This window comes from Streptomyces sp. STAM6 (assembly GCF_054963715.1).
In genome coordinates this window covers 92,729-117,001 of the sequence record NZ_JBUEFZ010000020.1, presented here as the reverse complement: position 1 = coordinate 117,001, position 24,273 = coordinate 92,729, and the positions used below count along the sequence as shown (strand labels likewise).

12 protein-coding genes are annotated in these 24,273 nt (G+C 74.4%); 8 read left to right on the top strand and 4 right to left on the bottom strand.

Going from position 1 to position 24,273, the window contains the following annotated elements:
- Window positions 1-56: 56 nt before the first annotated feature.
- The gene (locus ACY34K_RS22405) at window positions 57-1,817 is read left to right on the top strand and encodes a 3-hydroxyacyl-CoA dehydrogenase family protein (RefSeq protein ID WP_462749801.1); all 1,761 of its coding nucleotides are present in this window, start codon (window positions 57-59) and stop codon (window positions 1,815-1,817) included.
- On the opposite strand, the gene ACY34K_RS22400 is transcribed toward ACY34K_RS22405, so the two are convergent.
- Window positions 1,801-4,518: a helix-turn-helix transcriptional regulator gene (locus tag ACY34K_RS22400; RefSeq protein WP_462749799.1), complete on the bottom strand. Its 2,718-nt coding sequence runs from the start codon at window positions 4,516-4,518 to the stop codon at window positions 1,801-1,803. The two genes, ACY34K_RS22405 and ACY34K_RS22400, sit on opposite strands and share 17 nt — an antisense overlap.
- A gap of 284 nt (window positions 4,519-4,802) precedes the next feature.
- On the opposite strand from ACY34K_RS22400, the gene ACY34K_RS22395 reads away from it, so the two are divergent.
- From ACY34K_RS22395 to ACY34K_RS22375, 5 genes are all read left to right on the top strand, one after another.
- Complete coding sequence (locus tag ACY34K_RS22395) at window positions 4,803-6,023, top strand: beta-ketoacyl-[acyl-carrier-protein] synthase family protein (protein WP_462749797.1); 1,221 nt, start codon at window positions 4,803-4,805, stop codon at window positions 6,021-6,023.
- 525 nt (window positions 6,024-6,548) lie between these two features.
- Complete coding sequence (locus ACY34K_RS22390; protein ID WP_462749794.1) at window positions 6,549-7,694, top strand: cytochrome P450; 1,146 nt, start codon at window positions 6,549-6,551, stop codon at window positions 7,692-7,694.
- Entirely contained in the window at window positions 7,691-9,955 is a 2,265-nt protein-coding gene (locus ACY34K_RS22385; protein ID WP_462749791.1) for a beta-ketoacyl synthase N-terminal-like domain-containing protein, read from the top strand. Before ACY34K_RS22390 ends, ACY34K_RS22385 begins: the two co-directional genes overlap by 4 nt.
- On the top strand, window positions 9,948-17,039 hold the full coding sequence (locus ACY34K_RS22380; protein ID WP_462749788.1) for an SDR family NAD(P)-dependent oxidoreductase: 7,092 nt from the start codon (window positions 9,948-9,950) through the stop codon (window positions 17,037-17,039). The genes ACY34K_RS22385 and ACY34K_RS22380 overlap by 8 nt, the downstream gene beginning before the upstream one ends.
- Window positions 17,023-19,074, top strand: a complete 2,052-nt coding sequence (locus tag ACY34K_RS22375) for a non-ribosomal peptide synthetase (protein ID WP_462749785.1) — start codon at window positions 17,023-17,025, stop codon at window positions 19,072-19,074. Before ACY34K_RS22380 ends, ACY34K_RS22375 begins: the two co-directional genes overlap by 17 nt.
- A gap of 44 nt (window positions 19,075-19,118) precedes the next feature.
- Here ACY34K_RS22375 and ACY34K_RS22370 read toward each other — a convergent pair whose 3' ends face one another.
- Both ACY34K_RS22370 and ACY34K_RS22365 read right to left on the bottom strand, forming a co-directional pair.
- Window positions 19,119-19,799, bottom strand: coding sequence for an HAD family hydrolase (locus ACY34K_RS22370; protein WP_462749782.1), 681 nt, complete (start codon window positions 19,797-19,799; stop codon window positions 19,119-19,121).
- 22 nt (window positions 19,800-19,821) lie between these two features.
- Complete coding sequence (locus ACY34K_RS22365) at window positions 19,822-20,304, bottom strand: Lrp/AsnC family transcriptional regulator (protein ID WP_462749779.1); 483 nt, start codon at window positions 20,302-20,304, stop codon at window positions 19,822-19,824.
- Window positions 20,305-20,540: 236 nt separating this feature from the next.
- On the opposite strand from ACY34K_RS22365, the gene ACY34K_RS22360 reads away from it, so the two are divergent.
- Both ACY34K_RS22360 and ACY34K_RS22355 read left to right on the top strand, forming a co-directional pair.
- Entirely contained in the window at window positions 20,541-22,058 is a 1,518-nt protein-coding gene (locus tag ACY34K_RS22360; protein WP_462749824.1) for an FUSC family protein, read from the top strand.
- A gap of 48 nt (window positions 22,059-22,106) precedes the next feature.
- Window positions 22,107-23,189 carry a lactonase family protein gene (locus ACY34K_RS22355; protein ID WP_462749777.1) on the top strand — a complete coding sequence of 361 codons (1,083 nt, stop codon included), beginning with the start codon at window positions 22,107-22,109 and terminating at the stop codon, window positions 23,187-23,189.
- Window positions 23,190-23,269: 80 nt separating this feature from the next.
- Here the strand turns inward: ACY34K_RS22355 and ACY34K_RS22350 are convergent, their stop codons facing one another.
- Window positions 23,270-24,190, bottom strand: coding sequence for a sirohydrochlorin chelatase (locus tag ACY34K_RS22350; protein WP_462749775.1), 921 nt, complete (start codon window positions 24,188-24,190; stop codon window positions 23,270-23,272).
- Window positions 24,191-24,273 lie beyond the last annotated feature (83 nt).

Genomic DNA, 24,273 nt, shown 5'->3' with positions numbered 1-24,273 from the left:
GTGTCCGAAGGCTGACCCGCGCCGCGGAACACGACGCAGAGAGGAGGAGGCGATCCATGGCGCGAAAGCCTTCCGTTGTCGGTGTGGTCGGCCTGGGCTCCGTCGGCGAGCCCCTGCTGGGCCTGCTGCACGCCGCCGGCCACCAGGTCGTCGGAGTCGACCAGGAACTGGACGTGCTGGCCCGGGTGGACCGGCGCATGAAAGCCGCGGACACGGCCGCCGGCCGGGCCGGCGGCACATACCGGCTCACCAACGAGAGCGCCGCCCTCACGGCGGCCGACGTGGTCTTCGAAGCGGTTCCCGAGGACCTGTCGGTCAAGACGGGCGTCCTGCGCCGGCTCGACAGCGTCTGCCAGGACCACACCGTGCTCGTCACCACCACCGGGACACTCCCGCTCACCCACCTCGCCATCGCCTCCGGGCGGCCCGCCGCCACTCTGGGGCTGCGCTCGCCACGGCCGCCGGGGCCCGGCCGGCCCGCCGAACGCGTACGCACCGCCATGAGCGGCGACAGCGCCGTCGCCGTCCTGGACGATCTGCTCGAGGAACTCGGCATCGGGGCCGCGGACATCGGCGCACGCCCGGCGGCGGACGCCACCGCGCTCGTGTACGGTCTCCTCAACCGGGCCGTCGCCATGGTCGAGGAGGGCTACGCCGGACAGGAAGCCGTGGACACGGCCATGCGGCTGGGCTGCGGACTGCCCGCGGGACCGCTGCGGCTCCTCGACGAACTGGGCCTCGACACGGTGCACGCGGAGCTCACCGGGCTGCTGGCGCGCACCAGTGATCATGCGTTCCGACCCGCCCCCTTGCTGACCTCCCTGGTCCGCGGCGGGCTCGTCGGCCGCAAGAGCGGCCGGGGCTTCTACCTCTACGACGAGACCGGGGAGCCCACCGGAGTTCCCGGGCAGACCGCGGGAGCGCACCGCAAGCCGGTGGGTCCCGGCGCCGGGGCCGGCATCCGGCGGGTCGGCGTCCTCGGATCCGGGACGATGGCCCGGGGCATCGCCGAGGCCGCCGCTTCCGCCGGACACCCGACCGTCCTCGTGGCCCGCACCCCCGAGAAGGCCGCCACCGCCGTCGGGGCCGTGGCGGACTCGCTCGCCAAGTCGGTGCGGCGCGGCCGGACGACCCCCGAGCGCCGGGCGGCCGCCCTCGTCCTCCTGGACGGCACCGACCGGTCCGCCGCCCTGGCCGACCGCGACCTGGTCATCGAGGCGACGGCCGAGGACGCCACCCTGAAGAACGCGCTGTTCGCCACCCTCGGAGCCGTCTGCAAGCCGGGCGCGGTGCTGGCCACCACCACCTCCAGCCTGTCGGTGACCGCCTGCGCCGAAGCCTCCGCACGCCCCGCGGACGTCCTGGGCCTGCACTTCTTCAACCCGGCCCCGGTCATGCGCCTGGTCGAACTCGTCCGCACCCCGGCCACGAGCGCACGGGCCGTCCGGGACGCGGAGGCGTTCTGCGCCGGGCTCGGCAAGACGACCGTCGCCTGCCCGGACCGTACCGGGTTCATCGTGAACCGTCTGCTCTTCCCCTACCTCGCCGACGCCGTACGGCTGCTGGACGTCCACGACACGGACGTCGAGCGGACGGACGCCGCCGTCGAACGCGGCTTCGGGTACCCGATGGGGCCCTTCGCCCTGCTCGACAGCATCGGCCTGGACGTCTCGCTGGCGATCCTGAGGCGGCTCCACGAGGAGTTCCCGGACACCGACGGCGCACCGCCCCGGCTGCTCGAACACCTGGTTCTGCGGGGCTGCCTGGGCCGCAAGAGCGGCCACGGCTTCCGGCGTACCGTCAGCCGCCCGCGCTGACGGGGCCGAGCACCGCGGGCAGATCCGCCCGGCCCCGCACCCCCAACTTCTGGTAGGCGCGGGTGAGATGCTGCTCGACGGTGCTCGGGGTGACGAACAGCTTGGCGGCGATCTCCCGGTTGGTGTGCCCCTCGGACGCGAGCAGCGCCACCCGGCGCTCCGCCCGGCTGAGCTCCTCCACCTGGCCGGCGCCGGGAGCGGGCCGGGCCGTCCGACGGCCCGGCCCGAGCCGTTCGAGGACGCGCAGCGACTGCTCACGCATCCACTGGTTGCCCTCGTCCTGCCTGGTCAGCTCCTCGGCCAGCAGCTCACGTGCCTGGACCGGACTGTCGAGCGCGATCAGTGCCTCCGCGGCGTACGCCCGCCACGACAGGGCCGTCGACACATCGAGGTTCCAGGCGGCCATCAGATCCCGGCAGGCGTGGAAGTCGCCGAGCGCGGCGTGGTAACGCCGCACCGACAGGTGGTAGCGGCCACGCGCCTGGAGGTAGTGCAGCCCGGGAAGGGTCTGGAACATCACCTCCGGCACGGGGACCCGGAAGCACTCGGCGGCCGCCTCACGGTCGCCCTGCGCCGTACAGGCGAGCACCTTCGCCGCCAGCGGCACGCCGACGGCGATGCCCCAGGCCGCCGGGCTCAGCAGCGTCAGCGCCTCGTCGGCGCGCCGCCGGGCGACGTCGAAGTTCCCGAGCCGGCTCTCCACCGCCGCGCTGGCCGCCGCCAGGAAGGCCCGCACCGCCGGCGGGCGCCCCGCGGCACCCTCGACGAGCAGGTCGCACCACTCCGCGGCACGGTCCAGCCTCGCCGCGTGCACGAACGTCGCGAGCGCGGCCACGGCCGGAGCCACCGGCGGATCGTGCAGCACCACGCCCTGGAGCAGCCGCTCCGCGGTCTCCAGAACCCCGGCCGTGGGGCCCTCGGCCATCAGCGCGTACAGCACGAGCGCGCCGTCCGCCTGCGGATCCACGGCGCCCACGCTGCGGCCCAGCGCCATCTCCTCGAGCCTCGCGCTGTGCCGGTACCGCGCGCCGAGCACCGGGTACGCGTGCGCGAACCAGACCCGCATCGTCTCCAGCCTGGCCCGGCACTCCTCCTGCAACTCCGCCTCGACCGGATCCAGATCGGCGAACATGGCGTCCGCGTCCTCCGGCCTGCCGTGCCACAGCAGGTAGGCGATCAGCCGGATGCCCTGCCGGTGGTCGAGACGGCCCGCCCGGTGGTCGGCGAGGAGCGCGCCCAGATGACGCCGCACCGCGGCCGGGTCCACCTCCCACTCCGCCTGGGCCAGTTCGGACCGCACCGCCGCCCGCGACTGGTCGTCCCGGCACGCGTCCTGGGCGACCCGCAGACACGTGATGGCCCAGTCCGGGGCGTTGTCCCGCAGCGCCTGGTCGGCCGTCTCCCGCAGGACGGGCAGGACCCAGCCCTCGTCCGGCGGTCCGCCCGCGACGAGGTGCCGGGCCACCTCCGCGGTCGCCGTCCCGTCCTCGTACAGGAAGCGCGCGGCCCGGTGGTGCGCCAGGGCACGCTCCTCCGGGGCCATCTCCGCCAGGACGGTGGTGCGGGCGGCCTCCACGCGGTAGCGGCCGTGGTCGGTCAGTCCGAGCGCGTCCAGCGTGCCGAGGGTCTGCGCGGCCGTTCCGGCGGCCAGGTCCAGCAGCCGGTCGAGGCTGCCGGGCGTGGCGGCGCCGCCCAGGACGGCGAGCCCGCGCGCGGTGCGCAGGCCGTCCTCGTCGAGCTGGCCGAGCAGATAGCGGACGGCGAGCCCGAACGTGTACCCGGCGACCGGAGCGACCGGTCCCGGCGCCGCGGAGACGCCGACACCGGCACCCGCGCCCGCACCGGAACCCGCACCGGCACCCACACCGGAACCCGCACCGGCACCCACACCCGCACCGGAACCCGCGTCGGCACCGGCACCCGCGCCCGCGCCCGCACCGGCACCCGCACCAGCGCCGGAACCCGCACCGGAACCCGCACCGGCACCCACTCCGGTGCCGTCTCCGGCACCCGAGCCGCTCCCGGTCGCGGCGCCCGTCTCGCGGTCCCGCATCAGCGCCGCGACGAGCAGCGGACTGCCACCGGACGCGTGCTGCCAGCCGGGCGCCGCCGCCCGGGCCGCCTCCGCGCCCAGGTGCCCGGCCAGCTCGCTCGCCGTCCCGGCCACCGAGAAGCCCGCCAGCTGGACCAGCTCGCAGTGCGGGCTGCGGACGAATTCCGCGGCCAGCCTGGACGTGAACTGCGGGGCGCCGGCACGCTCGCCGAGGACGACGAGGACGCGTGAGGACCCCGCCCGGCGCACCAGATACAGCAGACACCGCAGCGACGCGTCGTCGATCTCGTGGACGTCGTCGACGGTGACGACCAGCGGAGCGCGCTCGGCGAGCCGGTGCGCGAGACGCTGGAAGCGGTCGATGGGCTCGGAGCCGCCCTCCTCCTCCGCGCCGCCCGGCAGCGCCGACGCGGCCGCGGTCAACTGGCCCACGACGCCCATCGGCAGGTCCCGCTCCGCCGGGGAGGCGAGGGCCGTCAGGACGAGTGCCCCCGACTCGCGGGCACGGCGCTGCACATGGTGGATCAGCGTGGTCTTGCCCATGCCGGGCGGGCCGGTGACGAGGACGGCTCTGCCGGTGCCGTTCCGGGCCTGTGAGAACAGGTCCTCGAGGACGTGCCGCCCCCTGGCTCCGTCCACCGTCTCCACAGATGCCTCCCTTGCACACCGTCGGCGCTCCCTCGCTGCGCGACGCGCCAGGTAGATCAAAACATGCGGAGCCGGACGCCGACCAAGCCCCGTGGCACACCGGCGGGCGCCCCGGCGCACCGCCACGGGCCCGCCCAGAGGCCACCCCGAACACCCCCCTAATCGCCGAAGTCCCATTTCCCGGGAAAGAAATTAGGGGGTTCTCGCCACCCCCCTAGAAACGGTTCTCGGCCAGGAAATGGCCACTTGCCAATCAACTGCCCGTTTGGCTAGCGTCCGGCCACATGCAGAAAGCGATCGACGTATGGGCAACCGGTCTCGGAGCGATGACTCCCCTCGGTGCCGACATGGCCACCACCTGGGCGGCGATGCAGGCCGGAGAGAATGGAATCCGGGCGCTGGACGAAACGTGGGCCGAGCCGCTGCCGGTGCGTATCGCCGCTCAGCTCACCGTGAATCCGGCCGACGCGATGAAGCGCACGGAGGCGCGCCGCCTCGACCGTTCCGAGCAGATGGCGCTCACCACCGCGCGCGAGGCGTGGCAGGACGCCGGCAGCCCTGAAGTGGACGCCGAACGGCTGGCCGTCGTCATCGGTACGGGGATCGGCGGCGTGACCTCCCTGCTGGGCCAGAACCACGTCCTGGAGACCTCCGGCCCCCGCCGCGTGTCGCCGCACACGGTGCCCATGCTGATGGCCAACGGTCCCGCCGCCTGGGTCAGCATGGACCTCGGCGCGCAGGGCGGCGCGCACGCCCCGGTGAGCGCGTGCGCCTCGGGAGCCGAGGCCCTCGCCCTCGGCCTCGACCTGATCCGCTCCGGCCGCGTGGACATGGTGGTGGCCGGTGGTGTCGAGGCCAGCGTCCACCCGCTGCCGCTCACGGCGTTCGCCCAGATGATGGCCCTGTCCACGCAGAACGACGACCCCGAGCACGCCTGCCGGCCGTTCGACACCAAGCGCAACGGCTTCGTACTGGGCGAAGGCGCCGCCGTCGTCGTCCTGGAGCGGGCCGACCACGCGCGCGCCCGCGGCATCACCACCCCGCACGGCGTCCTGCTGGGCGCCGGCATCACCTCCAGCGCCGCCCACATCACCGCCTCGGACGTCCCCGGGCAGGTCAGGGCGATGAACCAGTCGCTGCGGGACGCCGGGACCGCCGCCGGCGACATCGGCCACGTCCACGCGCACGCCACGTCCACCCCGCAGGGCGACGTCGCCGAGGCCCGGGCCATCACCGAAGCGGTGGGCACCCACCCGGTCGTGACGGCCACCAAGTCGATGACCGGCCACCTGCTGGGCGCCTCCGGAGCCCTCGGCGCCATCGCCGCCATGCTCGCGCTGCGCGACGGTTCCGTCCCGGCCACCCGCAACCTCGACGAACTCGACTCCGAGGTCCCGCTCGACGTCGTGCGCCGCGGCCCGCGCGGCGGCCGCTGGGACGCCGCCCTGGCCAACTCCTTCGGCTTCGGCGGCCACAACGTGTCCCTCGTCTTCGGCCGGCCCTAGAGCGTGTTGCGAAAGCCCCGTCCGGCCGGGAACGCCCGGCACGCACGCTCGCGGCGTGGTCGCTCGTCCGTGCAGCCCGCCGCGCTCCCTCCCCCTGCGCCCGGCGGCGCGGGAGGTACCCCCACCCTCCGCCTTGCGATCACAATCACCGGACGCCCCCCGGCCCCGCCCCCCGGGCGGACGACGCCACTTTCGAAACACGCCCCAGGGCGCTTCCTCCGGATCAGGCCGGGCCGGTGAGCGGGTGCTGGTGCGTGCGGCCGCGCCAGCGCCGGGGCCCGCGAGCCCGGCAAGAGACGAACGAAACGCCCCTGCCCGCACGTCCCGCCGGCCGCCCCCCGGGCGGCCCTGCGCGGCGCCTGCCGCGACCGCACCACGAAGGTTGAAATGACTGGCTCACACAGCGACGGACCCAGTGCGTGTCCGATAGCTCTCGACCATGAATTCTATGCCGATCCGCACACCATTTACCGGGCCGTCAGAGAGAACGGCAACAAGCCCCGGGAAATCGTGCTGACGACGGGCATGGCCTATTTGCCACCCGGACTGAAGGCGTGGCTCGTCACGTCTTACGAGGATGTGGAATTCGTCCTCCAGGACCCGCGATTCCGCAAGAGCATCGACGAAGCCATGCCGCTTTTCTCCGCGAATTCGTCCGGCACCGCGCGCGAGGCCGACGGCCGGGCGCGCGCCTCGCTGCTCTACGACAACATGGCGAACAACGACCCGCCGAAGCACACCAGACTGCGCAAGCCGCTCAACGCCGCCTTCACCTCCCGCTCGGTCGCCGCGAGGCGCCAGGACATCCGGCGGGCCGCGAGGGAGACGCTGGACGCCGTGACCGGAAGCGAGTCTTTCGATCTTGTCCAGGATTTTGCTTTTCCTTTCTCCATAGCCGTGATCTGCCGCACGCTGGGCGTGCCGGACGCCGACCGGGGCACCTTCCACGGCTGGGTCCAGACGATCACCAGCGCGGCCGCCCCCGAGGTGCTGCGCCGTGACGCGGCCCTGATGACCGGGTACCTGCGGGAACTGATCCTGGCCAAGCGCGGCGGCCCGGACGACGACGTCCTGACCCACCTGGCCGACTCGCTCGACGAGTCCGAGGCCGTGGCCCAGGCGTACGCGCTCCTCGCGGCGGGTTACGAGACCACCGCGAACCTCATCGTCACGGGCTTCCTGACCCTGGACGCCCACCCGGAGCAGCGCGAGCGGCTCTGGCAGGACACCGCACTGGTGCCGGGCGCGGTCGAGGAAATGCTGCGCCACCAGTCGCCGTTCAACCTCTCGCTCTACCGCTATGCGACGGAGACCGTCGAACTGAACGGGGTGACCATCCCGGCGGGCGCCATCGTCTTCCTCGCGTTCGCCGCGGCCAACCGGGACGACCGCCGGTTCCAGGACTCCGAGGAGTTCGACATCGACAAGCCCCGCCGCGAGCACCTCGCCTTCGGCGGCGGCATCCACAACTGCATCGGCAAGCACCTGGCCCGGCTGGAGGCGATCGTCGCCTTCGAGACGCTGATCGAGCGCTGCCCCGGCCTCACGGTCCTGACCCCGGCCGAGGCCCACGAATGGAAGGCCAGCCCCACCTTCAGGGGGCTGCGGAACCTGCGCGTCGGTCCCGGACCGACCGCCGGCGCCACGGACAGCGAGGCGGAATCCGCGTGACGACACCGCACCACCCCGGCGGTGCGTACCCCGCACCTGCCTCACCTTCCGCACCGCAGGCGTCCTCCCTGTCTTCGGCACCTGCCTCACCTTCCGCACCACCCGTCGCGGTCATCGGCCTGTCCTGCCGTTTCCCCGGCGCCGAGAACCCGGCCCGGTTCTGGGACAACCTGGTCGCCGGACGGGACAGCACGGGCCACGTCCCGGCCGGCCGCTGGACCGACCGGCCCGGTGCCGGGAGCGGTCCGGAGGACGACGGCGGCAGCCGCATCCGCACAGGCGGCTTCCTCGGCGAAGTCGACGCCTTCGACGCGGACTTCTTCGGGGTCTCGCGCCGGGAAGCGACGTACATGGACCCCCAGCAGCGCCTCCTGCTGGAACTCGCCTGGGAGGCCGTGGAGGACGCCGCCGTGCCGGCCCCGGATCTGAAGGGCAGGCGCTGGGGCGTCTTCGTCGGTGCCTGCGCCGACGACTTCCGGCTCCAGTACCTCATGGCCGGGAGCCTGGACCGGTTCGGCCACACCGGCAGCAGCCGCTGCATGCTGGCCAACCGGATCTCGCACCACTTCGGTCTCACCGGCCCCAGCGAAGTCGTCGACACCGGGCAGTCGTCGTCGCTCGCCGCGCTTCACCGGGCCCTGGCCGCGCTGCGCCTCGGCGAATGCGAGGCGGCCGTCGTCGGCGGCGTCGGGCTCAACCTCCTCCAGCGGCTGACCGACCAGGTGCAGCTGTGGGGAGGCCTGTCGCCGGACGGCCGCTGCCACACCTTCGACACGCGGGCCAACGGCTATGTGCGGGGCGAGGGAGGCGGGTGCGTCGTCCTCAAGCCGCTCGACGCCGCGCTGCGCGACGGGGACCACATCACCTGTGTCGTCCGGGGCAGCGCCGTCACCAACGACGGCGGACGCGGCGGGCTGAACGTGCCGTCGGCGGACGCCCAGCGCGAGGCGATGACCGCCGCCCAGGCCGCCGCAGGAGTCGGACCCGCCGACGTCGCGTACATCGAACTCCACGGCACCGGCACACCGGTGGGCGATCCCGTCGAGGCACGCGCCGTCGGCGCCGCCGTCGGCCGTGCCCGGCCGCACGGGGACCCGGTCCGCGTCGGCTCGGTCAAGACGAACATCGGACACCTGGAGGCGGCGGCGGGGATCGCGGGCTTCCTCAAGGCCTGCCTGGTGCTCCGGCACGGGGAGTTGCCGGCCACGCTCCACCACACCACCGGCAACCCCGGCATCGCCTTCGACGAGCTCAACATCGAGGTCGTCACGCACCACAGGGTCCGCCCGTTCGCGGCGGGGGAGGCCGTCGGCGTGAGCTCGTTCGGCATGGGCGGTACGAACGTCCACGTCCTGCTCGGCCCGGCGCCGGAACCCGCGGCGGCGGTCCAACCCGGCAACGGCGACGGCGAACCCGCGGACGAGGCCGCCGTCTGGTGCCTGTCCGGACGCACCGGCCAAGCCGTGCGCGACCTGGCGGCAGCCCTGCTCGACCACCCCTTCCCGGCGGGCCGGCCGCCGGTCGGCGCCGTGGCGTGGACCCTCGGCAGCCGTACCCACTTCGAGCACCGCGCGGCCGTCGTCGGCTCCGACTGGACACACTTCAGACAGGGCCTGGAGAAGGTGGTGGCGGGCCACGACTTCGCCGTGCCCCCCGACTGGCTCGCGGGCGGCGGCTCCGTCGGCGGTGCGGACGGTGGCGACCGCGTGCGGTACGTCCGGGCCGCGAGCGCGTACGTCCACGCCGGCGACGCGACCGCCGTCAGGGCCCTCATGGGCGAACGCCCGCGCAAGGTGCCCGGACTGCCGGGCTACCGGTTCCAGCGCGAGCGCTTCCCCCTCCCGGCACCGGCCGCCACCGCGGCGCCCGCGCCCGCACCCAGGTCTGCGGCCGTACCCGCGATGGAGCCCGCAGCCCTGCCCGGGCCGCAGGCGAACCGGGCGGCACCCGAGCCGCACACACCCGGGCCCTCGTTCCCCGAGAGGTGGACGCTGGCCCGTGACCACGCCGACCGGCAGTGGCTCATCCGCTCCGTCCTGGAGCGTGAACTCGCCTCCGTGCTCGACGGATCGTTCCCCCGGCTCGACCCGGACCGGTCCTTCACGGACCAGGGCATCGACTCGATGACCCTGATCGAGTTCCTCGACCGAATCATCGAAGTGACGCGTCTGGAGCTCTCCGAGACCGTCGTCTTCGACCACCCCACGATCAGTGAATTGGCGGAATGCGTGAACAAGGAGATGGAGTCGAAGCATGGCTGAGCACGACGCGCCGCGCGACGACATCGCCGTGATCGGGATGGCCTGCCGCTATCCCGGAGGGGTGGAGAGCCCCGAAGACCTGTGGGAACTCGTCAGGGAGGGCGGTGACGCGGTCGGCGACTTCCCCGGCAACCGCGGCTGGGACACCGACGACCTGTACGACCCCGCCTATGTGCGCCAGGGCGGCTTCCTGCACGGCGCGGACTCGTTCGACGCGGCCTTCTTCGGCATCCGCCCCGCCGAGGCCAAGGCCATGGACCCCCAGCAGCGCACCCTTCTGGAGGTGGCCTGGGAGGCGATCGAACGCGCCGGTGTCGTGCCGTCGAGCCTCAAGGGCTCCCGCACCGGAGTCTTCGTCGGCGTCATGCCCAACGAATACGGCATGCCGCTGTGGAAGTGGCAGGACGAGACCGCCGGCTTCATGGGCACCGGAACCTCGCCCAGCGTCGCCTCCGGCCGTATTTCCTACCTGCTGGGCCTGGAAGGGCCCGCGCTGACGATCGACACCGCCTGCTCGTCCTCCGGCGTGGCCATCCACACCGCCGTACGGTCGCTGCGCAGCGGCGAGACCGACCTCGCGCTCGCCGGCGGGTGCACCGTCCTGGCCGGTCCCGGCATGTTCGTCGACTACGCCAAGAAGCAGGCGCTCTCGCCCGACGCGCGCTGCCGGACCTTCTCCGACGCCGCCAACGGCACGGTCTGGGCGGAGGGCGCGGGCATCCTCGTCCTGGAGCCGCTCACCAAGGCCAGGCGTCTGCGCCGCCGCATCCTCGGCGTGATCAAGGGCACCGCGGTCAACCAGGACGGCGCCAGCAACGGTCTGACCGCACCCAGCGGCCGCGCCCAGGTGAAGGTGATCAACCAGGCGCTCGCCGACGCCGGTCTCCAGCCGCAGGACATCCAGCTCGTGGAGGCGCACGGAACCGCCACCAAGCTCGGCGACCCCATCGAGGTCAACGCCATCCACGCCACGTACGGCCAGGGTGAGCGCGAAGCGCCCGTCTGGCTGGGCTCGCTCAAGTCGAACATCGGGCACTCCATGGCCGCCGCGGGCGTCGGCGGCGTCATCAAGTGCCTCACCGCCATGAAGGCGGGCGAGATGCCCCGCACGATGCACGTCGAAGGGCCCCTGAACTCGCACGTGGACTGGTCGGGCACGGTGGACGTGCTCCGGGAGAACCGGAACTGGCCGCTGCGCGAGGGTGTCCGGCGCTGCGCGGTGTCCTCCTTCGGCGTCAGCGGCACCAACTCCCACGTGATCCTGGAGAGCTGGCGGGAAGAGCCGGGGACGGGCACGGATGCGGGCGGTCCCCACCGGGCGTCCGTCGAGGCCGGAGACCCGGACCCCGGCTGGGAGACCGGCCGGGCCGCCGAGGACGGCCCCAGCCTGCTGAAGGTCTCCGCCAAGACCCCGACGGCGCTGAGCGCCTACGCCCTGGCCCTGGCCGACCGGCTCGCCGCGGGCACCGCCCCGCTCCCGGCCGTCGCCCACGCGTCACGCACCGAGCGCGAGGACTACGACTACCGCGCGGTCGTCACCGGCACCGGACGCGACGAACTCGTCGCCGCGCTCCGGGCGTTCGCCGGTTCCCCCGAGGACTCCACGGCGGTCCACGGCGAGGCCCGCCGCATCCGCCGCCCCGTCTTCGTCTTCCCCGGCCAGGGCTCGCAGTGGCCGGACATGGCCGTACGGCTCCTCTCCGAGTCGGCGCCCTTCCGGCTGAGGGTCGAGGAGTGCGCCGCGGCCTTCAAGCCGCACCTCGACTTCGACCTCATGGCCGTGCTGCACGGCGAGGACCGGGACACCGACCTGGAGCGCACGGACGTCGTCCAGCCGCTGCTGTTCTCGGTGATGCTGGGCCTGGCCGCCATGTGGCAGTCCGCCGGCGTCGAACCGGCGGCCGTCGTCGGCCACTCGCAGGGAGAAGTGGCCGCGGCGTGCGTGGCCGGTGCGCTCGGCCTGGAGGAGGCGGCCGAGGTGGTCGCCTGCCGCAGTCGCGTCCTGGAGCGCCACGGCCGGGGCGGCATGGCGGCCGTCGCCGCGTCCGCCGAGGACACCGCGGCCCTGCTGGCCGAATCCGGCGCCGACCTCGTGATCGCCGCCACGAACGGTCCCTCGTTCGTCATTGTCTCCGGCGACGACGAGCCCGGCATCGGGCGGCTGCTGGACCTGTGCGACACCAGGGGCGTCTACGCCCGGCGCGTGCCGGCCAAGTGCGCCTCCCACTCCCCGGCCATGGAGGAGCTGCGGGACCTCGTCGTCGACGGCCTCGCCGGCATCACGCCCGCGCCTTCGGCGGTTCCCGTGTTCTCCAGCGTCGAGGGCCGTCGTCTGCGCGGCGACGAACTCGACGCCGGGTACTGGTACCGGAACCTGCGCGGGCAGGTGCGGTTCGCCGAGACCGTCGCGGAGATGTCCTCCCACGGCTATGACGCCTTCATCGAGATCAGCCCCCATCCCGTCCTGGTCGGCTCCCTCGAGGCCGTCCTCGCGGACGCGGGCGCCCCCGCCCCGGTCTGCGCGACGCTCAAGCGCGACCAGGGCGGCCTCGAGCGGTTCCTGACGGCCGCCGCCGAGGCGTACGTCCAGGGCCACACGATCGACTGGGCCCGGCTGATCCCCGCCCCCGGGGCGGCCGACACGGCCGCGGCGCGGGCCGAACTGCCCACGTATCCCTTCGAACGCGAGCGGTACTGGCTGTCCACCGATGCGCCGGCTGCCCCGGCGCCCACGCGGCCTGCTCTCCCGGCGGCGACCACGCCCACGGCGGCACTCCGCCGCGGGCCCGGCTCGGTCCGCGACGGCGGTCACCCCTTCCTGTCGTCCGTCGTCGACACGCCCGGCGGCACGGTCCTTCTGACCGGCCGGCTGTCCGTCCGCAGCCACCCCTGGCTGATGGACCACCGCGTCGAGGACACGGCCCTGCTGCCCGGCACGGCCTTCATGGAACTGCTGCTGACCGCGGGTCGCGAGCTGGGCTGCGAGGGCGTCGACGAGATGCTGCTCAGCGACCCGCTGCCGCTGCCGATGGACGGCTCGGCCGTCGACGTCCAGGTGGCCGTCGAACCCCCGGACGCGGCCGGAGCCCGGGCGGTGACCGTCTTCTCCCGAACGGCGGGAGCCGACTCCTGGCGGCGCCACGCCGAGGGCGTCCTGTCCCACCCGCGCGAAGGTGCGGCCACCGTCGACCTCACCGGCCCGGCCGGCACCGCCGCCCTGACGCCCGCACCGATGTACGCGCGCCTGCGCGAGCTCGGGTACGGCTACGGGGAAGCGTTCCAGGGCGTCCGCTCCGGTGCACACGACGGCGACGTGGTCCGTTCGACGGTCGTTCTCCCCGCCGCTGCCCTGGTCAACCACAGCGGTTTCGCCGCGCACCCCGCGCTGACCGACGCGGCCCTGCACGCCGCCGTCGACCGCGGACTGCTGGGGGAGCCCGGCGCGGGCCGGATCGCGGTCCCGTTCGTCTTCAACGGCGTACGCACCGGCCCCGGCGTCCCCGGCGAGCGGTGCCGTGCCGTGGCGCGCCGCGTCGCACCCGACGCGATCTCCCTGACCCTCACCGACGACGACGGCACGGTCGTGCTGGCCGTTGAACGCATGGTGGTACGGGGCCTTGAACCGGCCCGCGCGGCGCACGCGAGCGCGGCGGCCGTCGACCTCGACCGGCCCGGACTGTTCGCGGTCGAGTGGGCGACGGTGTCCGGCGGTGACTCGGCGGACGCCTCCGGCACTTCGTACGGCCCCGACGCGGCGGAGGGCCCGGACACGCCGAGGCTGTGCGTCGTCGGCGGGGGCGAGGGCCGGCTCCCGACCCTCCTGCGGGACGCCAACCGCGGGGGTATCTCGGTCGCCACGCTCGACGAGGCCATCATGATCGTGTCCAGCATGCCCGGCCGGTGGCAGGTCGTCATGCCCTGCCCCGGGGACGGCGCGGAAGAGGGCGACCCGCTCGCGCGCGTGCACACCTCCGCCGCACGCACGCTGGAAGCCCTGCAGAAGTGGCTGCGCGTCGAGGCCCTGGAAGACCGGGCGCTGCTGACCTTCGTCACGCGGGACTCGGTCGCCGTGCCCGGTGATGAAACGTTTGCTCTGGGGGACAGCGCCGTCTGGGGCATGGTCCGTTCCGCGCAGACCGAGCGCCCCGGCCAGTTCCGGGTCGTCGACCTCGACGCCCGCGCCCTGGACTCGGCCGAGCCTCTCGTACGGGCGCTGGCCCGTACCGAGCCGCAGCTCGCCGTCCGCTCGGGTGACGTCCTCGTGCCGCGGCTCGCCCCGTACACCGAGGCCACGGACCCGGCCCGCCCCGTCGAGCGCCCCGATCTGAGCGAGGGCACCGTCGTCATCACCGGCGGCACCGGCACCCTCGGCCGGGCGGTGGCCCGTCACCTCGTGTCCGAATGGGGCAGCACCTCGCTGGCCCTGCTCAGCCGCAGCGGCGACCGGGCCCCCGGCGTCGCGGAGTTCCGTGCGGAGCTGGAGCGGCTCGGAGCCACCGTGCGCGTTCTGGCTGCCGATGTGGCCGACGCGGCCGACGTGCACCGCGTGCTCGCGGAGATACGGGCCGACGGCCCCGTCAACGGTGTCGTCCACGCGGCCGGAGTGCTCGACGACTCCATCGTGGCGAACATGACGCCCGACCAGCTCCACTCGGTCCTGCGCAGCAAGGCGGACTCGGCCCTCCACCTCGACGCGGCGACGCGCGAGGACCAGCTGCGCTGCTTCGTGCTGTTCTCGTCGCTCTACGGCGTCCTGGGCGGCCCCGGGCAGGCCAACTACGCGGGTGCCAACACCTTCCTCGACCAGTTCGCCGCCCGGCGGCGGGCCCAGGGCCGGCCGGCCGCCGCCGTCGCCTGGGGCCTCTGGGCCGAGGCCACCGGCATGACCGGCCACCTCGACCAGAGCGACCTGCTCCGGCTGCGCCGCAACGGCGTCGCCCCCTTCGCCACGGAGGACGGGCTCGCGCTGTTCGACGGCGCGCTCACCGGCGGCGCCGCCGCGCTCGTCGCGGCACGCCTGGCGTTCCCCGAGTCGGGCGACCCCGCGCACGCCCCGTTCCTGCTGGCGGACCTCACCGCACGGCGCGCCGGCTCCCGCACCGTCCGTCCCACGACGGCCGCGGCCGCGCCCTCCCTCCGGTCCACGAGCCGGGCCGCCGCACCGGCGACCGAGCCGGCCCGGGCCTCCGCGACCGCAGCGCCCACCACCGCACCGGCGGCCGCTCCGGCCGCGGCCGAGCGCGGCACCGACGCCCTCCGTGCGCTGCTCACCTCGCCGGACGTGTCGGCCGACCAGCGGACCGCCGCCCTCCTCGGCCTGGTCCGGGAGTGCGTCGGCGCCCTCCTCGGCACCAAGCCCGAACGGGTGGACGCCCAGCGCTCCTTCTACGAGATGGGCTTCGACTCGCTGACGTCGATGGAGCTGCGCAACCGGATCGGCCGCGGCCTGGAGATCCGGCTCGGCGCCACCGTGGTCTTCGACCACCCGACCCCGGAGGCGCTCGCCCAGCACGTGGCCGCGCTCTTCCGGACCCGGACCGCGACCGGGGCAGCCGCCGCACCCGGGGCACGCTCCCCTGAGCCCGATGAGGCCACGACGGCGTCCCAGGCGGTCCCGGCCCCCGGAGCGAGGGCCGCGGCGCACGACGAAACCGCGCCCGCCGCAGCTTCCACGCCCGTGGCAGCGTCCGCGCCCGTCCCCCCTGCCACGACCGCTTCCGCGACCGTGGCAGCGGTTCCGGCCGTGGCCCCGGCGCCCGCCCGGCCCGACGCGCCCCCCTTCCCGCTGACCAAGCTCCAGGAGGCCTATCTCGCCGGCCGGGCCGGCGACTTCGAGTTGGGCAACGTTCCCACGGTGCTGTGCATCGAGGTCGACCTCACGGGGTGCGACGTAGGGGCGGCGGAGCGCGCGTTCCGGCGGCTCGTCGAGCGCCACGAGATGCTGCGCGCGGTGTTCGACCCGGCGGGCGGGCAGCGTGTCCTCGACGACGTCCCCGGGTACGCGATCCCCGTCGAGGACATCCGGCGGCTGACCGCCGAGGAGCGCGCGGCCCGGCTGGCCGGCATCCACGACGAGGTGACCTCCCACACCTTCGACACCGCCCACTGGCCGCTCTTCCTGGTGCGCGCCACCCGTGTCGACGACACCGTCACCCGGCTGCACGTCGCCATCGACGTACTGATCTCCGACGGTGCGAGCAGCACCCTGCTGTTCAACGAGTGGGCCCGGCTGTACCGGGACCCGGACGCCGAACTGCCCGCTCCCACGGCCTCGTTCGCCGGCCATGCGCGCGCGCTGCGAGCCCATGAGGCGTCCGACGCCCTGGCCGCCGGCAGGGCGTACTGGCAGGAGCGGGCCGCGTCCCTGCCGCCCGCGCCCGAACTCCCCCTGGCGGTACGGCTCGGGGACATCGAGCGACCCGTCTTCGGCAACCGGTTCATCCGGGTCGAGCCCGACGACTGGGAGCGTTTCCGGCGGAACGCGGCCGCGGCCGGGGTCACCGCTTCGAGCGCCGTACTCGCCGCGTACTGCCAGGTGCTGGCCACCTGGTCCAAGACGCCCGACTTCACGCTCACCGTGCTCGTCTCCCAGCGCGGCGCCTTCGGCGAGGAGGACATGTCGGGGGTGGTGGGCAACTTCTCCTCCACCAGCCTGCTCGAAGTACACGTCGACCAGGCCGCGCCGTTCCGCGAGACAGCGGCGGCCGTGCAGCGGCAGCTCATGCTGGACATGGAGCATGTCGCCTACACCGGGCTGGACGTCCTGCGCGACCTCAGCCGACTGGACGGCGACGCCGGACGGGCCCGGATGCCCGTCGTCTTCAACAGCACCCTGGGCGCCCAGGGACACTCGGCCGATCCGTCCGCGGCCGGCCCCGTCGGCGCGCTGTGCCGGCTGGGCGAATCGGGCACACCGGTATGGAGCGGTGTGCGCACTCCCCAGGTCATCCTCGACCACCAGGCGTTCGAGGAGGCCGGCGCGCTGATCCTGAACTGGGACGTCGTGGAGGAAGCCTTCCCCGAAGGCGTCGTGGACGCCATGCTCGCCGCGTACGAAGGGCTGATTCGTGAACTCTGTCGTTGATTCCGCCTGGACGGCGCCCGCCCGGCCGGGGCACCTCACCGGCCTCCCGGAGTCGCTCCTGGAAACGGACCCCCTCGCGGTCCTCCCGCCGGACGCCCTGCTGCACCAGGCCTTCACCGCCCGGGCGGCGGAGACCCCCGGGGCGATCGCCGTCGTCGCGCCCGACCGGACCCTCACCTACGCGGAGCTGGCCGACGAATCGGCGCTCCTGGCAGGGCACTTGGCTGCCGGGGGCGCGGGCCGCGGGTCCCTCGTGGCCGTCGTGACGGAGAAGGGCTGGGAGCAGGTCGTCGGCTGCCTGGCCGTCCTGCGCAGCGGCGCGGCGTACGTCCCCGTCGACCCGCACTGGCCGGCCGAACGGCTCGCCGGTGTGCTCTCCTCCGCGGGGATCACCCGGGTCCTCACGCAGCCCCGGCTGCGGGACGCGGTCGCCTGGCCCGACGGGACCTCCGTCACGCAGGTGGAGCGGCCCGTGTCCCCCCGGTCGCCCGAGCACGCCCCCGCCGCCGCTCCCGACGCCGAGGTGTCGCCCGGAGACCTCGCGTACGTGATCTACACGTCGGGTTCCACCGGCGTCCCCAAGGGCGTCATGATCGAACACGGCCCGGCCGTCAACACGGTCCGGGACGTCAACGAGGAACTGTCCCTCACGGCGGAGGACCGGGTACTGGCGCTGTCCGCCCTGCACTTCGACCTCTCCGTGTACGACATCTTCGGCCCTCTCTCCGTCGGTGGCGCCGTAGTGGTCCCCGCACCGGGCGACGAGCGCGAACCGGGCCAGTGGCTGCGCCTGATGTCCGACAGTGGCGTCACCGTGTGGAACAGCGTCCCGGCGCTGATGGCCATGCTCTGCGCGCACGTGCACGCCCTGGAGGGGCCGCCGGACCGACTGCCCCCGCTGCGCGCCGTGCTCATGAGCGGCGACTGGATCCCGGTGTCCCTTCCGGCCGAGGTCCGGGGACTGTTCCCGGCCGCCGACCAGTGGAGCCTGGGCGGGGCCACCGAGGCGTCGATCTGGTCCATCTGGCACCGCATCACGCCCGAGGACGGGGAGCGCGACTCCGTCCCGTACGGCCGGCCGATGGGGAACCAGCACGTCTTCGTGGCCGACCGGCTGATGCGGCCCCGCCCCTGCTGGGTGCCGGGCGAGATCCACATCGCCGGCACGGGCCTCGCCCGCGGGTACCTCGGCGACCGGGAGCGGACCGACCGGAGTTTCGTCGTCGACCCCGCCACCGGCGTCCGTCTGTACCGCACCGGTGACTGGGGCCGGTTGCTGCCGGACGGCGAGATCGAGTTCCTCGGCCGGGAGGACATGCAGGTCAAGATCGGCGGACACCGGATCGAGCTGGGCGACGTCGAGTCCGCGCTGCTCGGCTGTCCCGGTGTGCGGGCGGCCGTCGCCTGCGTCGACGGCGGGCGGGGCCGCACCCGGCTCACCGCCCAGGTCCTGCTCGAACCGGGGGCCGAGTGCTCCGGTGCCGATCTGCGCGGGCTCCTCGTGGACCGGCTGCCCGGCTACATGATCCCCACCGCCGTGACGGTCCGGGAGGCCTTCCCGCTGACCCCGAACGGGAAGGTGGACCGCGCCGCGCTGGCCGCCCTGCCGGAGGAGACGCCCCCCGCGGACGGCGCCGCCGCACTCCCCGCGGACGCCGAGGAGAAGCTGCTGCTCGGCATCTGGGGCGACTTCTTCGACCTGCCGGAACTGTCCGTGACCGACAACTTCTTCGAGCTCGGCGGCGACTCGCTGCGCGCCGTCCGGCTCGTGGCGGTGCTGCGCCGCGAGACCGGCGTGGAGATGCCCGTCTCCGCGCTGTTCTCCCGGCCCACGGTCCGCGCCCTCGCCCAATGGCTCAGGGACGCCCGGACGCCGTCGGACGGGACGGCCCCGTCGGACGGGACGGCCCCGGCGGGAGGAACGGCATCGGCGGGCGGCCCGTTCACCGCGGACGGCCGGACCCCGGCCGACGGTGGGGTCTCGGCCAAGGGCGGGGCCTCGGCAGGAGGCGACCCGGCCCCCGCACTCGCCTGACCCCACGGCGCGGCGCACCACCCGGGTGCGCCGCGCCGCGCGGTTCAGCCGCGCACCACGAAGTCGTACGCCGCCACCGCGGTGAACTCGCCCTGACCGCCCGGGAACAACAGCCCCGCGCGCCGGAAGGCCGGATCGCCGACGGTGGCGGGCAGATATGGAATGGCGATGCACCGCATGCCCGCCGCGTGCGCCGCCGCAGCGCCGGGCGGTGCGTCCTCCAGTACCACGCACTCGGCGGGATCACGGCCGAGCCTGCGCGCCGCCTCCAGAAAGACGTCCGGGGCCGGCTTGCCCCGCTCCACCTCCTCGGCGGAGACCAGCGTGGCCACGTACGCGTCCAGGCCCGTGCCGCCCAGGACCGCCTCGATCGCGGCGCGGGACGAGCCGGACGCCACGGCCATCGGCACCCCCGCGGCGTGCAGCCGCTCGACGAAGGCCCGCATCTCGGGGAAGACCTCGGTCGCGGCCCGCGCCAGCTCCAGGTAGTGGCGGTTCTTGCCGGCCAGCAGTTCGTCGACCGACGCGTCCAGGCCGTACTCCTCCTTGAGCGCCTCCAGCGTCTCGCGCGTCCCGATGCCGATGAAGTCGGTGTGGCGCTCCCAGGTGAAGCCGGTGACGCCATGGGCCGCCAGCAGGCGGCGCCCCGCCTCGTAGTGGTTCGGTTCGCTGTCCACCAGGGTGCCGTCGAGGTCGAAGACGACGGCGGTGCGTGAGGGGCCCATGGGCCCAGCATGCCAAGCCGCGTCAGCGCCGGCCGCCGGAGACCCGGCCCACCGCCTCCACCAGCGGCAGCAGCCGGTGCGGCACGCGCTCGCGCAGCGCCATCTCCGTCCGCGTCCGGACGACCCCGGGCAGATTGATCAGCCGCTGGATGACGTCCTCGAGGTGACCGTTGTCCCTCGCCACGACCCGGGTCAGCAGGTCGCCACCCCCCGTGATCGAGAACGCCTCCACGATCTCGGGTACTTCGGGGAGCGCGTCGCCCACCTCGTCCAGATGCCCCTGGGTGACCTCGATGTGGACGAACGCCAGTACCGGATGGCCCAGCGCGGCGGGGGAGAGAGAGGGGCCCGTACCCGTGATCACCCCGTCACGCTCCAACCGGTCGATGCGCGCCTGCAACGTGCCGCGCGCGATGCCGAGGATCCGGGCGTACTCGCGCACGCTGGTACGGGGCTGCTCGATCAGCAGCCGCAGGATCCGGGTGTCGAGCTCATCCACCGCCATGGTCCGTTGGCTCCCTTCTGGCCCGGTCGTCTCTTCTTCGACTGTACCAATGGCCCAATGTCAGCCGGCTCGGTTGAGCCAGTGGGCGGAGTGATGCTTTCCTCTTGAAGTAGTTGGCGCTGCGCAGCGCCGGTCGGCGACGGAGCCGGGCCGGACCCCGCGGCGCCTTCGCCATGTCAGGGAACGGCTGTGGTACGGCAAGGGGGCGGTTCACCGTCGTGAAGAGCGTCAAGAGGATGTTCGTGGCTCCGGATCCGGGGCGCATGCGGCTGCGGGTCTCGCTGCGGGCCGTGCTGGGCGTGGGCCTCGCGGTGACCGCCGCGGAGCTCGCCGGACTCTCCCTCACCGCCTCCGTCACCGGAGGCCTCGCCGCGCTGCTCGCGCTCTTCACCGTCGGTGACGGGACGGTCCGCCGCCAGGCGGTCACCACGGTTCTGCTGCCGGTCGTCGGCTTCCCCGTGCTGGCCCTCGCGACGGTGCTGCACGGCGCCCCCCTGCTGCGCGACCTCTCCTGGCTCGCGGTGGTCTTCTGCGGCGTGTACGCCCGCCGCTGGGGGCCGCGCGGGCACGCGCTCGGCATCTTCGCGTTCATGATGTTCTTCGTCACCCAGTTCCTGCACGCCCTCCCGGCGCAGCTGCCGGAGCTGTACGGCGCGGTCGCGCTGGCCCTGGTGGCGTCCGGCGGCGTCCGGTTCGGCCTGTGGTGCATCGAGCGCCGTACGCCGCCGCCCGCGGCGCCCGTGCCGCTGCCCGGCCGGGGGCTGGCCCGGCCCACCACCCGGCAGGCCTTCCAGGCCACCGTGGCCTGCGGCTTCGCGCTCGCCGTCGGCCAGCTGCTCTCGCAGGAACGGTGGTACTGGGCCGTCGGCACCGCCTGGTGGATCTTCGTCAACACCGCTTCGCGCGGCGAGACCCTGGTGCGCGGCTTCCGCCGCGTCGTCGGCACCGTCACCGGGATCGCCGCCGGCCTGCTGATCGCCGTCCCGCTGGACGGTGCGCCCGGCCCGACGGCCGCGCTCGTCGGAGTCTGCGTCTTCGGCATCTTCTACACCGCCGCGCCGTCGTACAGCTGGATGATGTTCTTCGTCACCGTGATGGCCGGACTGCTGTACGGGCTGCTGGGCGTCCTCCACCCCGGCCTGCTGCTGCTCCGCTTCGAGGAGACCGCCGCGGGTGCCCTCGGCGCCGCCATCGGGGTCGCGCTGATCCTGCCGGTCACCACCCACGCCGCGACCGACGCCTGGATCCAGCGCGCCCTGCACTGCGTCCACGGCTGCACCACCGCCGCCGCCCGTCGGCTCGCCGGTGACCCCGAGGCCGACCCCGCTCCGCTCGCCGCCGAGCTGGAACTGCTGCTCGGCCGGGTGCGCGTCTCCCTCGCCCCGCTCGTCCACCCCCTGAGCCCGCTGCGTGCCCGCAAGGCCCGCGCCCGCCAGGTGATCGCCCTCCTGGACGCCTGCGCCGGCGAGGTGCGCGGCCTCGTCGCCGTGGCGGCCGACCCGGACGCCTCGCACGATGCCCGGCTGGCCGCCGCCTGCTGGCGCGTCGAGGCGGCCGTGCAGGCCCTGGTGGCACCCGGCGCGCGCCCCGCCGAACCGGCCGGCGCCGAGGCCGCCGGGGGCGCGGCCCACCACCCGGCCGCCGAGGCCGCGCTCACCCATCTGCACGGCCTGGAGAAGGCCCTCGCCGAGCTGGCGACGCCGCTGCACAGCTCCCCGCGGGCCCCGCTGGACCGCTCGCCCCACCTGGTCTAGACCTGCTACCGTCGCCGCGACGAGCACCGGCGGCGGGGAGGCAGCGCGATGACGAGCAGTGCGGAAGCGGGCGGGAGCACGCCGGAAAACGGGGGTCCGCACGGCCGGCGCGCCTTCATCGGATCGTTCACCTCGTCCGGCGGCCGCGGAATCCTCGCGGCGGACGTCGACGCGCGGACCGGTGGCCTGACGGTGACCGGCGGGGCCGACGTGATCGCCGACCCGTCCTTCCTCGCGGTGGACCCCGGCCGCGGCCTGCTCTACGCGGTGTCGGAGACCGACGAGGGCGCCGTCGCGGCGTTCGACATCACGGGCCCCGCACCCCGGCTCGTCACGGAGCCCGTCGCCGTCGGGGGCGCGGGCCCCACGCACCTGGCGCTCACCCCGGGGCACGTCGTCACCGCCAACTACGGCTCGGGCAGCGTGAGCGCCCTGCCGCTGGCCGCCGACGGAGCACCCCGCGCCGTCACGGCCCTGCTTCCGCACCGCGGCACGGGCCCGGACCCGGACCGCCAGGGCGGACCCCACGCCCACCACGTGACCGCCGCCCCCGGCGGCCGGTGGCTGCTCAGCGTCGACCTCGGCACCGACTCGGTGCACATCAGCGCCCTCGACCCGGCCACCGGCACCCCGGTGCCCCACGGCGAGACCGCGCTGCGCCCCGGCACCGGACCGCGCCACCTGGCCTTCCACCCGTCCGGCAGCCACGTGTACGTGCTCGGCGAGCTGACGCCCTCCCTGACCGTATGCCGCTGGGACGCCGCCACAGGCGTCCTGGAGCCCGTCGGGGAGACCGAGGTGCTCCCCACCGGCGGCGGGCCCGTCAGCCACCCCTCCGGCCTCGTCGTGGCCCCCGACGGGCGCTTCGTCTGGGCGGCCGTCCGTGGCGCCGACGTCATCGCCGTCCTGGCGCTCGACCCGGCCGGCGGGAAGGCCGACGCGGTCGCGGCCGTCCCGTGCGGCGGCCACTGGCCCAGGGACCTCGCCATCGACCCGCGGGGACGCCGCCTCTACGCCGCCAACGAACGCTCGGGCGACGTCACCTGGTTCGACATCGACCCGGACAAAGGCACACCCCGCCCCGCCGGAACCCTCCCGGTACCGGCCGCCTCCTGCGTGGTCCTCGTCTGACGGGCCGCGCCGCCCGGACGCATGACGAAGGGCCCGCACCTCACGGTGCGGGCCCTTCGCGGTGTGCTCGAGAAACGGCCTCAGCGGACCGGAGCGCCCTGCGGCCGCGGGGCGATGCCCAGCGCCGTCGTGTACTGCGACAGCACGAGCTTGCCCACCGCCGGATACGCCCCCAGCGGCTCGGCGACCGCGCAGCCGGCGGCCTTCGCCGCCTCGTCGAGCAGCCCCTCGGGCAGCTCGGGCCCGACCAGGTACGGCGCGAGCGCCAGCTGCGCGGAACCGGAGCCCCGCAGCTGCTCGGCGACCGCCGCGACCGACCCCTCGTGGTCCAGGGCGGCGGCCATCACCGGGACGGCCAGCCGGGCCGCCAGCAGCATGCCGGTGATCCCGGCCGCCTGCACGGCCTCCTCGCCGCCGACCGTGGCCAGCACGATGCCGTCCGCGGCGGTGGCCACCGTGAACAGCCGCGCCCGGTCGGCGCGGGCCAGACCGGCCTCCGAGAGCCGGACGTGCACGGCCTCCGCCAGCAGGGGGTGCGGGCCGAGCACATCGGTCAGCTCGACGGCCGCGCCGCTCTCCGCGACGGCCTCGCGTATGCGGCCCATCAGGGTGCTGTCCGGGCCGGCGAGCAGCGGCACCACGACGGCGGCCGGGCCCTCGGGCTCGGCGACCTCGCGGCCGGCCGCGAGCGCCAGCTCGTACCGCTCGACCCGGAGGGCCGAGGCCTGCGCCAGTACCGCCGTGAGCGTGGGGTACTCGGCGCCGTCACCGTCGAGGAAGCCGATGGCGGCCTCCAGGCCGGGCAGCTCGGACCGGGCGATGCTCACGACCTCCTCCGCCAGGCTGCGCACAGCCGCGGAAGGGGCGCCGGGAACGGCGAGAACGAGCGCGGGCGCGCCCTCGGGCGCCGCCACGGGTTCGGGGCGACGGTGCCGCCCGGACTGGCGGGGTCGCGGCATTCGTACAGGCAGGCCGGAAGCGGGCCCAGTGGGGGAGCTCATGGCGCCGCATGCTACTGGTTTTACCTGCCCCGTTGCTCGGGGAGGGGGCAGTCCGGCTCCCTCTGTCCGCCTTTGTCCGGCGA

Coding starts and splice junctions, on each gene's coding strand:
- ACY34K_RS22405 (WP_462749801.1), top strand. CDS start 57: ATGGCGCGAAAGCCTTCCGTTGTCGGTGTGGTCGGCCTGGGCTCCGTC.
- ACY34K_RS22395 (WP_462749797.1), top strand. CDS start 4,803: ATGCAGAAAGCGATCGACGTATGGGCAACCGGTCTCGGAGCGATGACT.
- ACY34K_RS22390 (WP_462749794.1), top strand. CDS start 6,549: ATGGCCTATTTGCCACCCGGACTGAAGGCGTGGCTCGTCACGTCTTAC.
- ACY34K_RS22380 (WP_462749788.1), top strand. CDS start 9,948: ATGGCTGAGCACGACGCGCCGCGCGACGACATCGCCGTGATCGGGATG.
- ACY34K_RS22370 (WP_462749782.1), bottom strand. CDS start 19,799: ATGGGCCCCTCACGCACCGCCGTCGTCTTCGACCTCGACGGCACCCTG.
- ACY34K_RS22365 (WP_462749779.1), bottom strand. CDS start 20,304: ATGGCGGTGGATGAGCTCGACACCCGGATCCTGCGGCTGCTGATCGAG.
- ACY34K_RS22360 (WP_462749824.1), top strand. CDS start 20,541: ATGTTCGTGGCTCCGGATCCGGGGCGCATGCGGCTGCGGGTCTCGCTG.
- ACY34K_RS22355 (WP_462749777.1), top strand. CDS start 22,107: ATGACGAGCAGTGCGGAAGCGGGCGGGAGCACGCCGGAAAACGGGGGT.
- ACY34K_RS22350 (WP_462749775.1), bottom strand. CDS start 24,190: ATGAGCTCCCCCACTGGGCCCGCTTCCGGCCTGCCTGTACGAATGCCG.